The organism is Bradyrhizobium sp. C-145 (genome assembly GCF_023375135.1).
GTDB lineage: Bacteria > Pseudomonadota > Alphaproteobacteria > Rhizobiales > Xanthobacteraceae > Bradyrhizobium > Bradyrhizobium zhanjiangense.
The window spans coordinates 9,309,428-9,323,970 of the sequence record NZ_CP088150.1 but is presented as its reverse complement, the minus strand read 5'-3'; the positions used below and the strand labels follow the sequence as shown (position 1 = coordinate 9,323,970).

Below are 14,543 nucleotides of genomic sequence, written 5' to 3'. Positions count from 1 at the left end.
GCTCGCCGCCAAGGCGGGACGCCAGCCCGGTGGGCGTCCGCCAGACAAGTTGCCGCCGTAAGCGGCTTCATGCACCGGCAGGGGAAGACGCCTATGCCAACTCTCACCATCAACGGGCGGAGTCTGTCCGTGGATGCGGCGAACGACACGCCGCTCCTCTGGGCGATCCGCGAGCAATTGCAGATGACCGGCACCAAGTTCGGCTGCGGTGCCGGGCTGTGCGGGGCCTGCACCGTGCACGTCAACGGCGAAGCCGTGCGCTCGTGCCAGACCATGGTCGGCGACGTCGCCGGCAAGAAGATCACCACCATCGAAGGCCTGTCCGCCAAGGGCGATCATCCCTTGCAGAAAGCGTGGATCGCCGAGCAGGTGCCGCAATGCGGCTACTGCCAGTCCGGGCAGATCATGCAGGCGGCTTCGCTGCTTGCGAAGAATCCCAATCCGACCAAGGAAGAGGTCGTGGCGCATATGGACGGCAATCTCTGCCGTTGCATGACCTATTCGCGGATCCAGAAGGCGATCATGCGCGCCGCATCCGAGATGCGCACCGCGTCCGCCACCTCCAGCGAGCGGAGGCCCACATGAACGAGCATGTGAAGAACATTACCCCCGAGACGACCGATCTCAGCCGCCGCTCCTTCCTGGTCGGCACCGCCGCCACCGGTCTCGTGCTCGGCTGTGCCGGCGTGCCCGGCATCGATTCTGCGGCGGCTGCGGCGCCGGCCAGTTTCGAGCCGAGCGTCTGGTATGCGATCTCGCCCGACGGTCTCGTCACCGTGACCTGCGGCAAGGCCGATATGGGCCAGCACATCGCCTCCACCATGGCGCAGATCGTCTGCGAGGAGTTGGGCGCGAAATGGAGCGACATGCGCGTCGCACTTGCCTCCAACGATCCGAAGTTCAACGATCCCGTGCTGGGCGCGCAGATCACCGGCGGCAGCTGGTCGACCATGATGAACTTTGACGCCATGAGCCGCGCCGGCGCCGCGGGCCGCATGGCACTGACGGAAGGCGCGGCCGCCGCGATGGGTGTGCCGGCCAGCGAGCTCGTGGTGCGCGATTCCATGATCGTGCATCCGAAGTCGAAGAAGCAGATGTCGTTCGCCGAAATCGTGAAAAGCGGCAAAGCGACGAAAACCTTCACGCCGGATGAGCTGAAGGCGATTAAGCTGAAGACGCCGGATCAATACACCATGATCGGCGTCTCGGTGCCGCAGCTCGACATCCCCTCCAAGACCAACGGCACGGCAAAGTACGGCATCGACGTGATGCTGCCGGGCATGGCCTATGGCGCGGTGGTCACGCCGCCGGTGCGCTTCGGCGCCACGGTGAAATCGGTCGACGACAGCGGCGCTAAGAAGGTGCCAGGCTTCATCAAGGCCGTCACGCTCGACGACAAGACCGGAACGACGTCGGGCTGGGTCGTCGCGGTGGCCAGCACCTACGCCAACGCCAAGAAGGCGGCGCAAGCGCTGAAGATCGCCTATGACGGCGGTCCCAACGCCAAGCTGTCGAGCCAGTCGTTGCTCGATGAAGCCATGCGGCTTCAGAAGCTGGAGGATTCCGGCCAGTTCTTCGTCAAGGACGGCGATCCCAACGCCGCGTTCGGCTCGGCGGCAAAAGTGCTGGAGGCGGAATACACCACCAGCATCAACATCCACGCGCCGCTGGAGCCGATGAACGCCACTGCGGAGTTCAAGGGCGACATCCTGCACATCTATTCCGGCAACCAGTTCGCGACGCGCTCCGGCGCGATCGCAGCCGGCGCGGCCGGAATCGATCCGAAGTTCGTGGTCATGCACCAGATGTGGCTCGGCGGCGGCTTCGGCCGCAGGCTCGATGCCGACATGATGATTCCGGCGGTGCAGGCTGCGAAGGCGGTCGGCAAGCCGGTGAAGGTGATCTATACGCGCGAGAACGACATGACGATGGATTTCTCGCGTCCGCTCACCTATCAAAAGGTCAAGGCCGGCGTCGACGGCGATGGCAAGCTCATTGCGATCAGCCACGACGTGGTCTCGGCCTGGCCGACCGCGCGCTGGGGAATCCCCGACTTCCTGACACCATCGGTCGACAAGAAAGGTCCGCTCGATTCCTTCACGGTGAACGGGGCCGACTTCTTCTACACCGTGCCCAACCATTATGTGCGCGCGATCAAGAACGAGCTCGCGCACAACGCCACGCCGTCGGGCCAGCTCCGTTCGGTGGCGCCGGGCTGGACCTTCTGGGCGGTCGAAAGCATGATCGACGAGATCGCGGCGGCGGCGGGCAAGGATCCGGCGCAGTTCCGCATCTCGCTGCTCGATGGCGCGGGCAAGAACGACGGCGGCGCGCAGCGGCTACGCAACACGCTGCTCGCCGCGATGGGGTTGTCCGGCTACGGCACCAAGCAACTCCCCAAGGGAGAAGGCATGGGCGTGGCCTGCGTCTCGTCGCAGGAACGGGCGACTGCGAGCTGGACGGCGTGCGTTGCCCATGTCGCGGTGGCGCCGTCGGGCGCGGTGACCGTGAAGAAGCTCACGGTCGCAACCGACGTCGGCACCCAGGTGCATCCCGACAACATCCGCGCCCAGGTCGAGGGTGCGGCGCTGTGGGGCCTGTCGCTGGCGATGTATGAGAAAGCGACACTCAAGGACGGTGGCATCGAGCAGACCAATTTCGACAGCTACACGCCCTTGCGCATGAGCCAGACGCCCGAGGTCGCCGTCGCCGTGATTGCCAATGGCGAGAAGGCCACCGGCGTCGGCGAGCCCGCGGTGACGGTGGTGGCCCCCGCCATCGGCAACGCCATCTTCAACGCCTCCGGCGCCCGCGTCCGGGCGCTGCCAATCACGGCGGAGGCCGTGAAGGCGAGCATGAAGGCGTGAGGCGGGGCAGGCTGCTCGACAAGGCTGCATGAGATGGTTCGCCGGAGGGCAACCTCCGGCGGATTTCCTTTGGGGTCCCCTGCATCTCCATAACTCGCCGTCATGCCCGGGCTTGTCCCGGGCATCCACGTTCTGCGTGCCGCGGGCAAGACGTGGATGGCCGGGACAAGCCCGGCCATGACGGAGACTGTCAGGGTTAAAAATCCTCTTTGTTATCAATGGCCCGGCTACTGTGCATGGGGTTGTTTTTTCGACTTTTTGTTTGGAGCCGCCCATAGCGGAAATCCCTCAAATTGCGCTCAATTCCGCAGGGTTCCATTGAGCACGCCTCTTAAGGGCCAGAGAACCTGATCCGGCTTAGGCTTAAGGCCAATACTCGTGCTCTCGGTTCCTTTTGGGGAAGTTCATGAACGCCTCAGCCAAACCCGCCGCCAAACGCCGGCTTCTGCTCGCTTCCGACCGGAGCGACGAGAGCAGCGAGCTCGTCAGCATCTTGAAAGCGGTCGGTGAGGTGTCGACGGTCACGACCCAGGACATTCCCGAGAAGCCGTCGCGCGATCTCTCCGGCCTCGTCGTCGACATCAATTTGCGCTCGCCCGAGAGCGTGCAGCGGGTACGCAACAAGCTGCGCGGCGATGCCTATCGGTCGATGCCGCGGCTGTTCGTGCTCGCCGATGCCCTGCATCACGGCACCATGCAGGCCTGGGCGCTGGGCGCCACCGACACCATCTCGCGCCCGCTGCAGGCGGACGCCATCCTTCAGCGCATCCGCTCCGCCTTCCCGGACACCGCCGTCTATGACGCGACCGACCGCGGCAAGACGCTCAACCGCGGCGTCGAGGCGGCGCATGCGGTCCTCGCCAAGATGTTCGAGAAGCTGCCGCTCGGCGTGCCCCTGACCTTCGACGACGTCATTGCCGCCGAGAGCAAGATCCTGAAGGCGATCAAGCACTCCTCGCTGCGCGAATGGCTCACCACGGTCGGCTGCCATCATGTCGGCAGCTATCGGCACTGCCTGTTCGTCACTGGTTTCGCCGTCGCCTTCGCCCAGCATCTCGGCATGCGCGAGGACGACCAGCGCCGCCTGACCCGCGCCGCGCTGCTGCACGACGTCGGCAAGGCCTTCGTTCCCTCCGCGCTGCTCGACAAGCCCGGCAAGCTCACCGACGAGGAGATGGCCGAGGTCCGCCAGCATCCGCGCCGCGGCTATGACGCGCTCGCCGCGCAAGGCGGCTTCCCGCCGGAGATGCTCGACGTCATCCTGCATCACCACGAATTCCTCGACGGCTCGGGCTATCCCAACGGCCTGTCGTCGAACCAGATCAGCGACATCGTGCGGCTGACGACGATCGTCGACATCTACGCCGCCCTGGTGGAGAAGCGTGCCTACCGCATGCCCTTCACCCACTCGCGTGCGTTCACGATGATGGAAGGCATGGGCGGCAAGCTCGACCAGCAGCTGTTGCAGGCGTTCCGCCCGGTGGCGCTGGGGGCGTTTTGATTTCATCGTCGTCCTGGCCTTCGCCAGGACGACGTTGTTGCAAGAGCTCGCGCTACCCCACCATCTTCCTTAGCTCCGCCTTCGCCGCCTTCTCCAGCGTCGAGCGCGGCATGTCGTCGACGAGCCTGATCTCGCGCGGCACCTTGAAGTCGGCAAGGCCAGCGCGGCAGGCCGCCATCACGCGATCATGCAGGTCGGGCGCAGCACCCGCGACGCCGCCCTGCGGGATGATGAAGACGACCGGCACCTCGTCCAGCATCGGATGCGTCTTCGCCACCACCGCCGCCTCGCGCACGCCGGGAACGAGCGCGATCACCTGCTCGATCTCGGAGGCCGCGACGTTCTCGCCGCCGACCTTCAGCATGTCCTTGGCGCGGTCGCCGAATTTGATGTAGCCGTTCTGAAGCCGCTCGACGCGGTCGCCGGTGAGGAAGAAACCGTGCTCGTCAAAACTCTCGCGCGTCGCCTTCTCGTTGTGCAGATATTCGGCGAACAGCGACAGGCCGGGGATGCCCTTGATCGAGAGATTGCCGGTGCCGCCGACGTCCGTCGGCCGGCCGTCGTCGTCGGTGATGCGGATCTGATATTCGCTTGCCGTGCGGCCGATCGACATGGGTATGTTGGGCTGGTCGACCTCGCCGACGATGCCGTGGGTGATGGTCTCCGTCATGCCCCACCAGCCGATGATCTTGACGCCGAACGCGGCGAAGGCCGGCGGCTCGTTGATCGCACTGCCCCACAGGCGGAATTTGTGGTCGTTAGGGATCTCCTGCTCGAGCAGCGCTTTCATGCAGAACGGAATCGTCGAGGTCCAGGTCGAACCGTGCTCGCGCGCGACGCGCCAGAACCGGCTGGCGGAGAAGCGCGGCTGGATCACGCAGGTGGCGCCGACCCACAGCGTCGCCAGCATCGAATAGGCGAGCGCATTGGTGTGGAACAGCGGCAGATAGGTCTGGTGCACGTCGCCGGCATGAAGGTCTTCATGCGCGGCGTTGATCTTGGCGCCCCACAGCGCGTTGGCGTGGGTCCACAGCACCGCCTTTGGGCGCGACGTGGTGCCTGATGTGTACTGCACGCTACACGGCGCGAGTGGATCGGTGGCGCGCCTGGGGCGATCTGCGCTCTCAGTGAACAGGGACTCGAAACTGTCGCCGCGCGCGACCGCTTGCGCCGGCGCTGTGCCCGCATCGTGCGAGGTCACCGCCATCCAGCATATGTTGCGGCAGTTCTGCGCGACAACTTCCGCATAGGCGGGCTGCGTGATCGCGGCGACCGCGCCGCAATGATCGGCGAAGTACGCGATCTCGGCCGGCGCCGAGCGGGTGTTGGTGGTCACCGCGACGGCCCCGAGTTCGACACAGGCAAACCACGCCAGCATCGCCTCGATGCAATTGTCGAGATGGATGAGCACATATTCGCCCGGCCTGACGCCGCGCCTTGCGAGGCCTGCAGCGAGGGCGCCGACCCGCTCGTGAAACTCGCCATAGCTCCAGCGCCGCGCCGGCGCATCGAACGGCGCCCAGATCAGGAACGGATGTGTGCCGCGCACCTCGGCGCGCAGCTTCAGGAGCCATGGCACGTCGAGCCCGTCGAAAGGGCCCACGATTCCGGCGGCGGTCTGTTGAATGGGCATGTGTCCTCCCGTGCAGCCTGCATCTTGATGATGGCTGTCTTTGGATTATTGCGTCTTCCTGCCACCCGATGGCGCGGGAAGCAAATGGCGCGGGGGCGCTCGCTCTCTCCTCCGTCATTGCGAGGAGCCCTTGCGACGAAGCAATCCAGAGTCCCTCCGCGGATGCATTTCTGGATTGCTTCGCTTCGCTCGCAATGACGGCGCTTGAGGCCGGCCGTCAGGCCCTAATCCTCGTACGACGAGATCTCGATCAGGCTGCCATCGGGATCCCGGCAATAGACCGAGCGCAGCGTGCCGCGGGCGCCTTGCCTCGGGCCCGGCCCTTCCTCGATCGCGACGCCATGGGCCTGCAGATGCGCCACCACCTCTTCGGGAGTGGCGGAGGTGAGGAAGCACAGATCCTCGCTGCCGGCGGTTGGGTGGTCCGCGGTGAACCACTCCACCTTGTCGCCATCGCGCGGCCGCACGTTGATCTTCTGGTTACCGAATTGTAGCGAAGTCCGCGGCGCTTTGCCGCCGCCGGGGTCGAACACCTTGACTTCCATGCCGAGAATCTTGCGGTACCACTCCGCGGTGGCCGCAACGTCGGCGACGTTGATCACGAGATGATCGAGAGCTTCGACCTTGACCGGCATGTCTCATCCTTTCGTCGTGATGCGCCCCGTGCACTTTCCGCCTGCGGCAAGCTTTGTTACAACCCCGGCCGACGAACACTTTACAAGATATCCGGCCTTCAAGAACAACACTGGGAGAACCCTTGAGATGATCACTCGCCGTACCGCGCTGGGCCTGCTCGCCGCCAGTCCGCTTGCAGCCACTCCGCTGTCCAAGGCCCTTGCCGCCGATTATCCGGCCCGTCCGGTGAAATGGGTGGTCGGCTATCCGCCGGGCGGGGCCACCGACATCCTGGCGCGGCTGCTCGGCCAGCGGCTGTCGGAACGGCTCGGCCAGCAATTCGTGGTCGAGAACAAACCGGGCGCCGGCAACAATATCGCCACCGAATCGGTCATCAACGCCGAGCCCGACGGCTACACGCTGCAGCTGGTCAACCCGGCCAACTACATCAACGCCTCGCTCTACGCCAACCTGAAGTTCAACTTCGTGCGCGACATCGCGCCGGTCGCCTCATTCCAGCGCGTGCCGAACGTGATGACCGTGAACAAGGACGTGCCGGCCAAGAACGTCGCCGAGTTCATCGAATATGTGAAGGCCAATCCCGGCAAGGTGAACATGGCCTCGTCCGGCAACGGCACCTCGGTGCATCTGTCCGGCGAGATGTTCATGGCCATGACCGGCTGCAAGATGCAGCACGTGCCCTATCGCGGCGCGGCGCCCGCAATCACCGACATGCTCGGCGGCCAGGTGCAGGTGATCTTCGACAACATGCCCTCGATCATCCAGCACATCCGCTCCGGCAGCTTGCGCGCAATCGGCGTCACCACCACGGAACGCTCGCCGCAATTGCCCGACGTGCAGCCGATTGCCGACACCGTCAAGGGCTATGAGGCCAGCGCGCTGTTCGGCATGGGCGCGCCGAAGAACACGCCGAAGGAGATCATCGCCAAGCTCAACAACGAGATCAACACGCTGATGAAGGAGCCCGACATGGCCAAGCGTCTGGTCGAGCTCGGCGGCGAGCCGCGGGTGCAGACGCCCGAGGCGTTCGGCGAGGAGATCAAGGCGGAGACCGAGAAGTGGAAGAAGGTCGTCGAGTTCGCCGGCCTGAAGGTCGAGTAGCGATCTTGTGATGAGCGTGATTGGAGCCCTGCCGTTCGGCAGGGCTTTTTTCTTGCGCGCGCGATACACTTGATCTGGAATAAACCGGCGCGACGAAACCTCGTGAGGATGGTGGTGTATCTCGCCAGCAAGAGAGGAGTTGGATCATGCGCAACACCCAATTGGCGCTGCTGACGCTTGGCGTGACGGTCCTTGCCGGTTTCGCCACTATTCCCCCAGCCGCCGCACGCGACTATCCCTGGTGCGCGCAAGGCGGCGAGTACGACTATCCCGGCGAATGCGCCTACAGCACCTATGAGCAGTGCCAGGCCAGCATCTCCGGCCGGCTGTTGTACTGCGGTCGCAATCCTCGCTTTGGCTACGGCCAGATGCAACCTCAGCCGCGAGTGCACAGCCGCACGCGCGCCGTCGCGCCGTACTAGCGCAACCCACGTTCCCCACTGACCCGCTGCCTGATCACGCGCTCGTGCAGAACCGCGTGCGGAGGTTCTGGCTTGACGCATCCCGATTCGCATTTATACTAAACCTAATGGTTAAGTATCAAGATGAGACGCTGGACCGGACCTTTGCGGCGCTATCCGACCCGACGCGGCGTGCCCTGCTGGCACGGCTTGGCGAGCAGGACAGCCTGTCGGTGAGCCAGCTGGCCGCACCGTTCCCGATCTCGCTGCCGGCGATCATGAAGCATCTCGACGTGCTCACGGATGCGGGCCTGATCCTGCGGGAGAAGACCGGGCGCACGGTCGCCTGCCGGCTCACCGCGCAGCCGATGGAGCAGGCGATGAACTGGCTCAATCGCTATGCGCAATTCTGGTCCGACAATCTCGATCGCCTCGCCGCCTTCGTGGAGGAAGAGACATGGCCAACGCAGCCGTCAACGCCGATCTCAGCGCCGCCGAGCGCCCAACGGAACGCCCAAGCCTCACGCTCACGCGCCGGCTCCGCGCGCGGCCGGAAAAGGTCTACGCGGCCTGGACGCAAGCCGAGCAGCTAGCGCAATGGTTCGGGCCGCCGAACATGAAGCCTGCGACGGTTCGAGCCGAGCTCGACGTCCGCACCGGCGGCAGCTTTCGCATCAGCTTCACCCGTGATGACGGCGAATATTTCGAGGCCGGCGGTACCTATCGCGACGTCGTGCCGAACGAGCGGCTGGTCTTCACCTGGGCCTGGCATTCAACGCCGGAGCGCGAATCGCTGGTGACGATCACGCTGAAGCCGGACAGCGCCGGCACCTTGATGGTCTTCCATCACGCCCAGTTCTTCGACGAAACCGCCCGCGACAACCATTTGCGCGGCTGGAGCTCGTTCTTCGACAAGCTCGATGCCTTTGTCGCCTGATCCCGATCAGAGGAGGACACCATGCAGCAACATCAGATCGTCTCGCGCGAGCAATGGATCGCCGCCCGCAAGGCGCATCTCGCCCATGAGAAGGAGCTCACCGCGGCCCGCGAGCGTCTGGCCGAGGAGCGCCGTGCATTGCCCTGGGTCAAGGTCGACAAGAACTACGTGTTCGACGGACCGAACGGCAAGCTGACGCTCGGCGATCTCTTCAAGGGCCGGCCGCAGCTCGTGGTGCAGCACGTGATGTTCGCACCCGATTGGGACGCCGCCTGCAAGAGCTGCTCGTTCTGGGCCGACGGCTTCGAGCGCATGGTGCCGCATCTGGCCGCGCGCGATACCAGCATGGTTGCGATTTCGCTCGCGCCTGTTGCCAAGCTCGACGCGTTCAAGAAGCGGATGGGCTGGACCTTCGACTGGGTCTCCTCGGGAAGCAACGACTTCAACTACGATTACGAAGTCTCGTTCACACCCGAGCAGATCGACAAGGGCGTGCCGAAGTACAATTTCGGCACCACGCCGTTCTACGGGCCCGATCTGCCTGGCATCAGCGTGTTCTTTCGCAACGAGGCCGGCGAGATCTTCCACACCTACTCATGCTTCGCCCGCGGCCTCGATATGATGAACGCCGCCTATCAGTACCTCGACCTCACGCCGCTCGGCCGTCACGAGGACGGCTTGCCCTATCCGATGGACTGGGTTCGCCTGCGCGACCAGTACGAACCGCAGGCGACCAAGGAGGCGTGCTGCCACGGGTGAGGGGAGCGGTTCGTTTCTCGATGTCGTCCTGGCGAAGGCCAGGACCCATACCGCGGAATCTATCGATGGCGCTCGGTTGTCGTACCGAACGACCAATCTTCGCCAAACCCCTTGTTGGGGTAATGGGTCCTGGCTTTCGCCAGGACGACGTCGGAGGTTAGGCGCGGTCGGTGCCCGCCTTCACCGCTTCGCGTCGGCCTGTTCGGTCGCGTTGCACGAGATCAGCATCGTATAGGGCCGGGCGTTGCCGGCGATGTCGGTCGTCTTGAGCTCGCCCTTCGGCTCGGCGGTCTGGTAGGGCACCACGGAATTGTCGAGGAAGTCGCGCAGCGCGCCGGTCTTGATGGCGAAGTTGATGTTTTCGGGGAGGTTCCCGGTTGCGACCGCGATCCGCAGATTGTCGAGCTTTCCGGTGACCACACCCACGACCTGCCCGGTGGTGTCGAACAGCGGGCCTCCGCTATTGCCGGGCTGCACGGGCGCGCTGATCTGCAGGAAACGCGAATCGTTGCGCATGCCACTGAGCGAGCTCACGATACCGGTGGTCACGGTGAAGTCCGAGCTCAGCAGCCCGTGATAGGGAAAGCCGATCGCGACGACGGAATCGCCGGAGCGGATCGAGCGGTCGCGAATCCGGGCAAACTCCTTGAACGTCGCTGTCGACGGCGCCTGCAAGAGGGCCAGATCGTTGTTTGCATCGCTCGATACGACGCGCAACACCATTGCGGCCTCGCCCGTGAGATTGCCCTTGAGGTCGCTGCAACCCTCGATCACATGGTTGTTCGTGACGATGTGCCCATTGGCGCTGACCACGAAGCCGGTGCCGCTCTTGGATTTGGCGGACTTGCTGGCCGGCGGTGGTGCCTGCTTGTCCGCTGTGGCCGCTGGCTTCGCTGTACCCTTGGTGAAGTCCCCGGCCTTGCTGAGCCCGTCCGCCTTCACCCGCGTGACGCAGTTCGCCAGCGCCGCGACCATGGGTGCCGTCGACGTCAACACGAACTGGAGTGGCTTGCTGCCGTTGGTCGTCACTACCATCAGGCTTGCCTTCTGGAAGGTGCGAGCGACATTGAGGGGCAGGATGGTCGTCACCATGTTGGGGGCGTTGGAGGTCGCAAACAACCTGGCCTGCTCCTGGCCGTCGAAGATGAAGTCGACGGGCGCGGTATCGCCCTTGTTGAAGCGAAAGCCGGGGCTGGCAAGGCTCAGAAGCCAGGAGCCGGCCGCATTCTGCGCGACGACGAGACTCACCCCGTTGGCGTAAGGCGCGGTGGCCGCACAATGCGAGAACGCTCCCGTCTCATCATTGCTGAAAGCACCGCCGATCCAGTTGCCGACATTGACGGAGCCGAACGGTCCCGCCGCATGCGCGACGCTGACGACACCCACGTGCAACAAAGACGCAACGACAAATGACTTAAGCCACATACCAGCCCCCGGAAATGCTTTTCGCTCCATCTTATCTGTGGGACGCGGTGTCGCGCAACCGCCAGTTGTTCTTTCAAGTTCGATCTGGCTGTCGCGACATCCGGGCTTGCCTTTACTCTGCAGTGCTATATACTTTGCAATACAAAGTAACAGGGCTCTGGGTAGCAGGGGCGGAACGAGGTTTTGGCGTTGCCAATGCGCGATCTCGACAAGGCGCTGGCCGACATCGTGACGATCCGCAGCCAGATCGCGGCGGGCACCGCGTTCCGCGGCTACGGCCCGGCGACAATGGCGGCGACAGGTGCCGTCGCGCTCATCACCGCGGTTCTGCAATTCTGGTTGCTCGGCGATCCCACCAGCGAGCCGCTCGACTTCTTCATCGGCTGGTTCATCGCCGCGGTGCTCTCCGGCCTGATCATCGGGATCGAGATGCGCGCGCGCTCGCGCCGCCATCATTCGGGCCTGGCCGATGCCATGATCTATCAGGCGGTCGAGCATTTCCTGCCCGCAGGCGTCGCCGGCGTGCTGCTCGCTGTGGTGATGTGGAAATTTGCAGCGGAAACGCTGTGGCTGTTGCCCGGCTTGTGGCAGATCCTGGTGTCGCTCGGCATCTTCGCCTCCGTCCGCTCGCTGCCGCGTACCGTCGCGCTCGCCGGCGCCTGGTATTTCGTGTCAGGCTTTGCAGTGGTGGTGCACGCCAGCCAAACTCACACGCTATCGCCATGGACCATGGGTCTGCCCTTCGTGATCGGGCAGTCGGTGATGGCCGCCATTCTGTATGTCGCGTCCGGAGACCATGATGTCGAAGTCTGACAGCGCGCCGTTCTCCTATGAAGGGCTCGATCGCGTCATCCACGAGAAGGCGAGGCTCGGCCTGCTGACCTCGTTGATGGCGCATCCCAAGGGGCTGGCATTCGCCGACCTCAAGCAGCTTTGCGGCCTCACCGACGGCAATCTCAGCCGGCACCTTGCCGTGCTGCAGGAGGCCGGCCTCGTCGAGGTGACCAAGGGTTATGAGGGCAATCGCCCGCACACGACCTGTCGCCTCACCAAGTCCGGCCGCCGCCGTTTCCTCGATTATCTCGCCGTGCTCGAACGCCTCGTGCGCGATGCCGCCAAGGCCGCCGGCCGCGAGGCGCCGCCGCTCGGACGCCTCGGTTTCGTTTCGACCTGATCCCCCTTTTGACCGGAGACTTTGTAATGCAAAGTAACCCTGTGTCCTGCGACGACAAGCTTCACGTCGGCATCATCATGGACGGCAACGGCAGATGGGCGACGCGGCGCGGTCTGTCGCGCCTGCGCGGCCACGAGGCTGGCGTCGAGACGATCCGACGCATCGTCGAGGCCGCGCCCAAGCAGGGCATTGGCACGCTGACGCTCTATGCCTTCTCCACCGACAATTGGCGCAGGCCCAAGGCCGAGGTCGCCGCGCTGATGACGCTGCTTCGCTTCTACCTTTCCAATGAAGTGCAGAGCCTGGTCAAGAACGGCGTGCGCCTCACCGTGATCGGCCGCCGCGACCGCCTGCCCGACGGCATCGCCAGCGCGATCGCGCGCGCCGAAGAGGCGACCGCCCAAGGCAGTACGCTGCATTTGCGCATCGCGGTCGATTATTCCGCGCGCGACGCCATCCTCAACGCCGCGGCGAAGGCCGCGGCGCTGACTAGCCTCACCCGCGAAGCGTTCTCGCAGCTCGTCACCGGCGAGGCCGGCCTGCGCGACGTCGATCTCATCATCCGCACCTCGGGCGAGAAGCGGCTGTCGGACTTCCTGCTCTGGGAAGGCGCCTATGCCGAGCTGCACTTCACCGAGCGGATGTGGCCTGAATTCGATGCCGGCGATCTCGCCGAGGCGCTCGCCGCCTTCCATGGCCGCGAGCGCCGTTTCGGCGGCCTCCAGGCGATCATGCCCGAGGAGGTGCCTGCGCTCTCACGCGCGTGACGCCGGCCTTCACTTGGTGTAATTTTGAGCAAGCGCAGGGCGTGGATCCTGCTCTACTGTCGCCGTGAGGGGAGCCTTTGGCGATGCGCGCAGTTCTGGATTATTGCAGCGGCGGGACGGAGCGGCAGGTCAAAGCCGGTACCGTGGTGATCACCGAGGGCGGCACCAGCGGCCATCTCTACGTGCTGATGCAGGGCAAGCTCGAGGTGCTCAAGGGCGAGATGGTGGTCGCCACCGTCACCGAGCCGGGCGCTGTGCTCGGCGAAATGTCGGTGCTGCTGGGCCAGCCACATACCGCGACGGTGCGGGCCTGCTCCGACGCGGTCATCTACGAATTCGAAGATGCCGCCTCGTTGCTCGAGCAGCAGCCCGGCATGGCGCTTCTGATCGCGAAGATGCTGGCCCAGCGGCTCAACGCCGCCAACACCTATCTCGCCGACCTCAAGCGGCAATATGCCGACCACGGCTCCCATCTGGCCATGATCGGCGAGGTGCTGCAGAGCATGATCAACCTGCCGCCGCAGGAGGTCTCGCCAGGCTCGGATCGGCAATCCGATCCAAGGATGTGAGCCAGCCCGGCGGCGTCTCGATGGGCGCGGCGGGTCGCTTTAGCGGCGCGCTCAGGTCGATCCATTGCGCTTCCCCGGCCGCAAGCCAGAACGCCTTGTCCGCACCGAGATCGAGCACGATGTAGGTCGGCGGCCGGCCGGGTTGTAGGCCCGTGTTGAAGACCCAGCTCTCGCCGAGCCGGTCGAACCAAGAGCCATCCCTGATGAAGGGCGACTGATGCACATGGCCGGAGATCACCATCGCCGGCTGATACTGCATGATCCATTGCACCAGCTCGATGTCGCCGAAAAAGCGCTTGCCGCCCCAGCTCGTCGGTGATTCTGCCGGCGGCGCATGGTGCACCCAGATCCAGCGCCGTGGGCGATTGGTGGCGGCGTCACGGAGCTGGTCGACGAGGCGCTGCTTGATCAGCGGTCCATCCCACCATGGGCACACCGTGAACAAGGTGTCGCCGATGGTGAGGCCGTCGCCGTCGCAGGCAATCCCAAGCTCTCGTACCTCCGAGATCCAGCGCGAGATCTTCTCGCCGTCCGCATTGCGTTCATCGAGGTCGTGATTGCCGGAGCAGAGGATCACGCGGGTCTTCGTGGCGAGCAGCGCGAGGTACTTCTTCACCACCACGATCTGCGCGCGGAAATCCACCATCGAGCCGATGTCGAGCGCATCGCCGGCGAAGATCACGAGGTCGAATTGCGGAGCGGCGCTGACCAGCCAGTCGAGCTGAGGCAGCGAATAATGCAGGTCGGCGACGACCAGGCAGCGCATTAAAATC

15 protein-coding genes and 1 pseudogene are annotated in these 14,543 nt (G+C 64.7%); 12 read left to right on the top strand and 4 right to left on the bottom strand.

Annotated features, from left to right (window positions below; genetic code table 11):
• Positions 1 to 93 precede the first annotated feature (93 nt).
• The 3 genes from LRP30_RS43885 (at position 94) to LRP30_RS43875 (ending at position 4,368) form a co-directional block, all read left to right on the top strand.
• Positions 94 to 585 carry a (2Fe-2S)-binding protein gene (locus LRP30_RS43885; protein ID WP_036002624.1) on the top strand — a complete coding sequence of 164 codons (492 nt, stop codon included), beginning with the start codon at positions 94 to 96 and terminating at the stop codon, positions 583 to 585.
• A complete protein-coding gene (locus LRP30_RS43880; RefSeq protein WP_249758854.1) occupies positions 582 to 2,867 on the top strand; it encodes a molybdopterin cofactor-binding domain-containing protein in 2,286 nt (761 codons plus the stop codon). The genes LRP30_RS43885 and LRP30_RS43880 overlap by 4 nt, the downstream gene beginning before the upstream one ends.
• Before the next feature lie 406 nt (positions 2,868 to 3,273).
• Positions 3,274 to 4,368 carry an HD domain-containing phosphohydrolase gene (locus tag LRP30_RS43875; protein ID WP_091898237.1) on the top strand — a complete coding sequence of 365 codons (1,095 nt, stop codon included), beginning with the start codon at positions 3,274 to 3,276 and terminating at the stop codon, positions 4,366 to 4,368.
• Positions 4,369 to 4,420: 52 nt separating this feature from the next.
• Here LRP30_RS43875 and LRP30_RS43870 read toward each other — a convergent pair whose 3' ends face one another.
• Positions 4,421 to 6,001 (bottom strand): AMP-binding protein, encoded by a 1,581-nt coding sequence (locus tag LRP30_RS43870; protein ID WP_249758853.1) that lies wholly within the window; start codon positions 5,999 to 6,001, stop codon positions 4,421 to 4,423.
• Positions 6,002 to 6,225: 224 nt separating this feature from the next.
• On the bottom strand, positions 6,226 to 6,636 hold the full coding sequence (locus LRP30_RS43865) for a VOC family protein (RefSeq protein WP_128947864.1): 411 nt from the start codon (positions 6,634 to 6,636) through the stop codon (positions 6,226 to 6,228).
• Positions 6,637 to 6,763: 127 nt separating this feature from the next.
• Here LRP30_RS43865 and LRP30_RS43860 point away from each other — a divergent pair, with 127 nt between their 5' ends.
• The 5 genes and pseudogenes from LRP30_RS43860 (at position 6,764) to LRP30_RS43840 (ending at position 9,835) form a co-directional block, all read left to right on the top strand.
• Positions 6,764 to 7,738: a tripartite tricarboxylate transporter substrate binding protein gene (locus LRP30_RS43860; protein ID WP_128940656.1), complete on the top strand. Its 975-nt coding sequence runs from the start codon at positions 6,764 to 6,766 to the stop codon at positions 7,736 to 7,738.
• A gap of 146 nt (positions 7,739 to 7,884) precedes the next feature.
• Positions 7,885 to 8,160: a DUF3551 domain-containing protein gene (locus LRP30_RS43855; RefSeq protein ID WP_249758852.1), complete on the top strand. Its 276-nt coding sequence runs from the start codon at positions 7,885 to 7,887 to the stop codon at positions 8,158 to 8,160.
• A gap of 107 nt (positions 8,161 to 8,267) precedes the next feature.
• The gene (locus tag LRP30_RS43850) at positions 8,268 to 8,732 is read left to right on the top strand and encodes a metalloregulator ArsR/SmtB family transcription factor (protein WP_249758851.1); all 465 of its coding nucleotides are present in this window, start codon (positions 8,268 to 8,270) and stop codon (positions 8,730 to 8,732) included.
• Between the two features lie 11 nt (positions 8,733 to 8,743).
• Positions 8,744 to 9,076, top strand: a pseudogene (locus tag LRP30_RS43845) (SRPBCC domain-containing protein); the annotation flags it as partial.
• Positions 9,077 to 9,097: 21 nt separating this feature from the next.
• A complete protein-coding gene (locus LRP30_RS43840) occupies positions 9,098 to 9,835 on the top strand; it encodes a DUF899 domain-containing protein (protein WP_249758850.1) in 738 nt (245 codons plus the stop codon).
• A gap of 180 nt (positions 9,836 to 10,015) precedes the next feature.
• Here the strand turns inward: LRP30_RS43840 and LRP30_RS43835 are convergent, their stop codons facing one another.
• Positions 10,016 to 11,260 (bottom strand): serine protease, encoded by a 1,245-nt coding sequence (locus tag LRP30_RS43835; protein WP_249758849.1) that lies wholly within the window; start codon positions 11,258 to 11,260, stop codon positions 10,016 to 10,018.
• A gap of 195 nt (positions 11,261 to 11,455) precedes the next feature.
• Here LRP30_RS43835 and LRP30_RS43830 point away from each other — a divergent pair, with 195 nt between their 5' ends.
• The 4 genes from LRP30_RS43830 to LRP30_RS43815 all read left to right on the top strand — a co-directional run bounded on the left by LRP30_RS43830 (position 11,456) and on the right by LRP30_RS43815 (position 13,770).
• Positions 11,456 to 12,073: a hypothetical protein gene (locus LRP30_RS43830; RefSeq protein WP_128940651.1), complete on the top strand. Its 618-nt coding sequence runs from the start codon at positions 11,456 to 11,458 to the stop codon at positions 12,071 to 12,073.
• A complete protein-coding gene (locus tag LRP30_RS43825; RefSeq protein WP_130212267.1) occupies positions 12,060 to 12,434 on the top strand; it encodes a transcriptional regulator in 375 nt (124 codons plus the stop codon). The genes LRP30_RS43830 and LRP30_RS43825 overlap by 14 nt, the downstream gene beginning before the upstream one ends.
• 26 nt (positions 12,435 to 12,460) lie before the next feature.
• Complete coding sequence (locus LRP30_RS43820) at positions 12,461 to 13,201, top strand: di-trans,poly-cis-decaprenylcistransferase (RefSeq protein ID WP_091898445.1); 741 nt, start codon at positions 12,461 to 12,463, stop codon at positions 13,199 to 13,201.
• An 83-nt stretch (positions 13,202 to 13,284) separates the two neighbouring features.
• Positions 13,285 to 13,770: a cyclic nucleotide-binding domain-containing protein gene (locus tag LRP30_RS43815; protein WP_249758848.1), complete on the top strand. Its 486-nt coding sequence runs from the start codon at positions 13,285 to 13,287 to the stop codon at positions 13,768 to 13,770.
• On the opposite strand, the gene LRP30_RS43810 is transcribed toward LRP30_RS43815, so the two are convergent.
• Positions 13,709 to 14,536 carry a metallophosphoesterase gene (locus tag LRP30_RS43810; RefSeq protein ID WP_249758847.1) on the bottom strand — a complete coding sequence of 276 codons (828 nt, stop codon included), beginning with the start codon at positions 14,534 to 14,536 and terminating at the stop codon, positions 13,709 to 13,711. The genes LRP30_RS43815 and LRP30_RS43810 overlap by 62 nt on opposite strands.
• Positions 14,537 to 14,543 lie beyond the last annotated feature (7 nt).

What these genes read in the sequence shown, in the direction of transcription:
- LRP30_RS43885 (WP_036002624.1), top strand. Translation starts at nt 94, where the DNA reads ATGCCAACTCTCACCATCAACGGGCGGAGTCTGTCCGTGGATGCGGCG.
- LRP30_RS43880 (WP_249758854.1), top strand. Translation starts at nt 582, where the DNA reads ATGAACGAGCATGTGAAGAACATTACCCCCGAGACGACCGATCTCAGC.
- LRP30_RS43875 (WP_091898237.1), top strand. Translation starts at nt 3,274, where the DNA reads ATGAACGCCTCAGCCAAACCCGCCGCCAAACGCCGGCTTCTGCTCGCT.
- LRP30_RS43870 (WP_249758853.1), bottom strand. Translation starts at nt 6,001, where the DNA reads ATGCCCATTCAACAGACCGCCGCCGGAATCGTGGGCCCTTTCGACGGG.
- LRP30_RS43865 (WP_128947864.1), bottom strand. Translation starts at nt 6,636, where the DNA reads ATGCCGGTCAAGGTCGAAGCTCTCGATCATCTCGTGATCAACGTCGCC.
- LRP30_RS43860 (WP_128940656.1), top strand. Translation starts at nt 6,764, where the DNA reads ATGATCACTCGCCGTACCGCGCTGGGCCTGCTCGCCGCCAGTCCGCTT.
- LRP30_RS43855 (WP_249758852.1), top strand. Translation starts at nt 7,885, where the DNA reads ATGCGCAACACCCAATTGGCGCTGCTGACGCTTGGCGTGACGGTCCTT.
- LRP30_RS43850 (WP_249758851.1), top strand. Translation starts at nt 8,268, where the DNA reads ATGGTTAAGTATCAAGATGAGACGCTGGACCGGACCTTTGCGGCGCTA.
- LRP30_RS43840 (WP_249758850.1), top strand. Translation starts at nt 9,098, where the DNA reads ATGCAGCAACATCAGATCGTCTCGCGCGAGCAATGGATCGCCGCCCGC.
- LRP30_RS43835 (WP_249758849.1), bottom strand. Translation starts at nt 11,260, where the DNA reads ATGTGGCTTAAGTCATTTGTCGTTGCGTCTTTGTTGCACGTGGGTGTC.
- LRP30_RS43830 (WP_128940651.1), top strand. Translation starts at nt 11,456, where the DNA reads ATGCGCGATCTCGACAAGGCGCTGGCCGACATCGTGACGATCCGCAGC.
- LRP30_RS43825 (WP_130212267.1), top strand. Translation starts at nt 12,060, where the DNA reads ATGTCGAAGTCTGACAGCGCGCCGTTCTCCTATGAAGGGCTCGATCGC.
- LRP30_RS43820 (WP_091898445.1), top strand. Translation starts at nt 12,461, where the DNA reads ATGCAAAGTAACCCTGTGTCCTGCGACGACAAGCTTCACGTCGGCATC.
- LRP30_RS43815 (WP_249758848.1), top strand. Translation starts at nt 13,285, where the DNA reads ATGCGCGCAGTTCTGGATTATTGCAGCGGCGGGACGGAGCGGCAGGTC.
- LRP30_RS43810 (WP_249758847.1), bottom strand. Translation starts at nt 14,536, where the DNA reads ATGCGCTGCCTGGTCGTCGCCGACCTGCATTATTCGCTGCCTCAGCTC.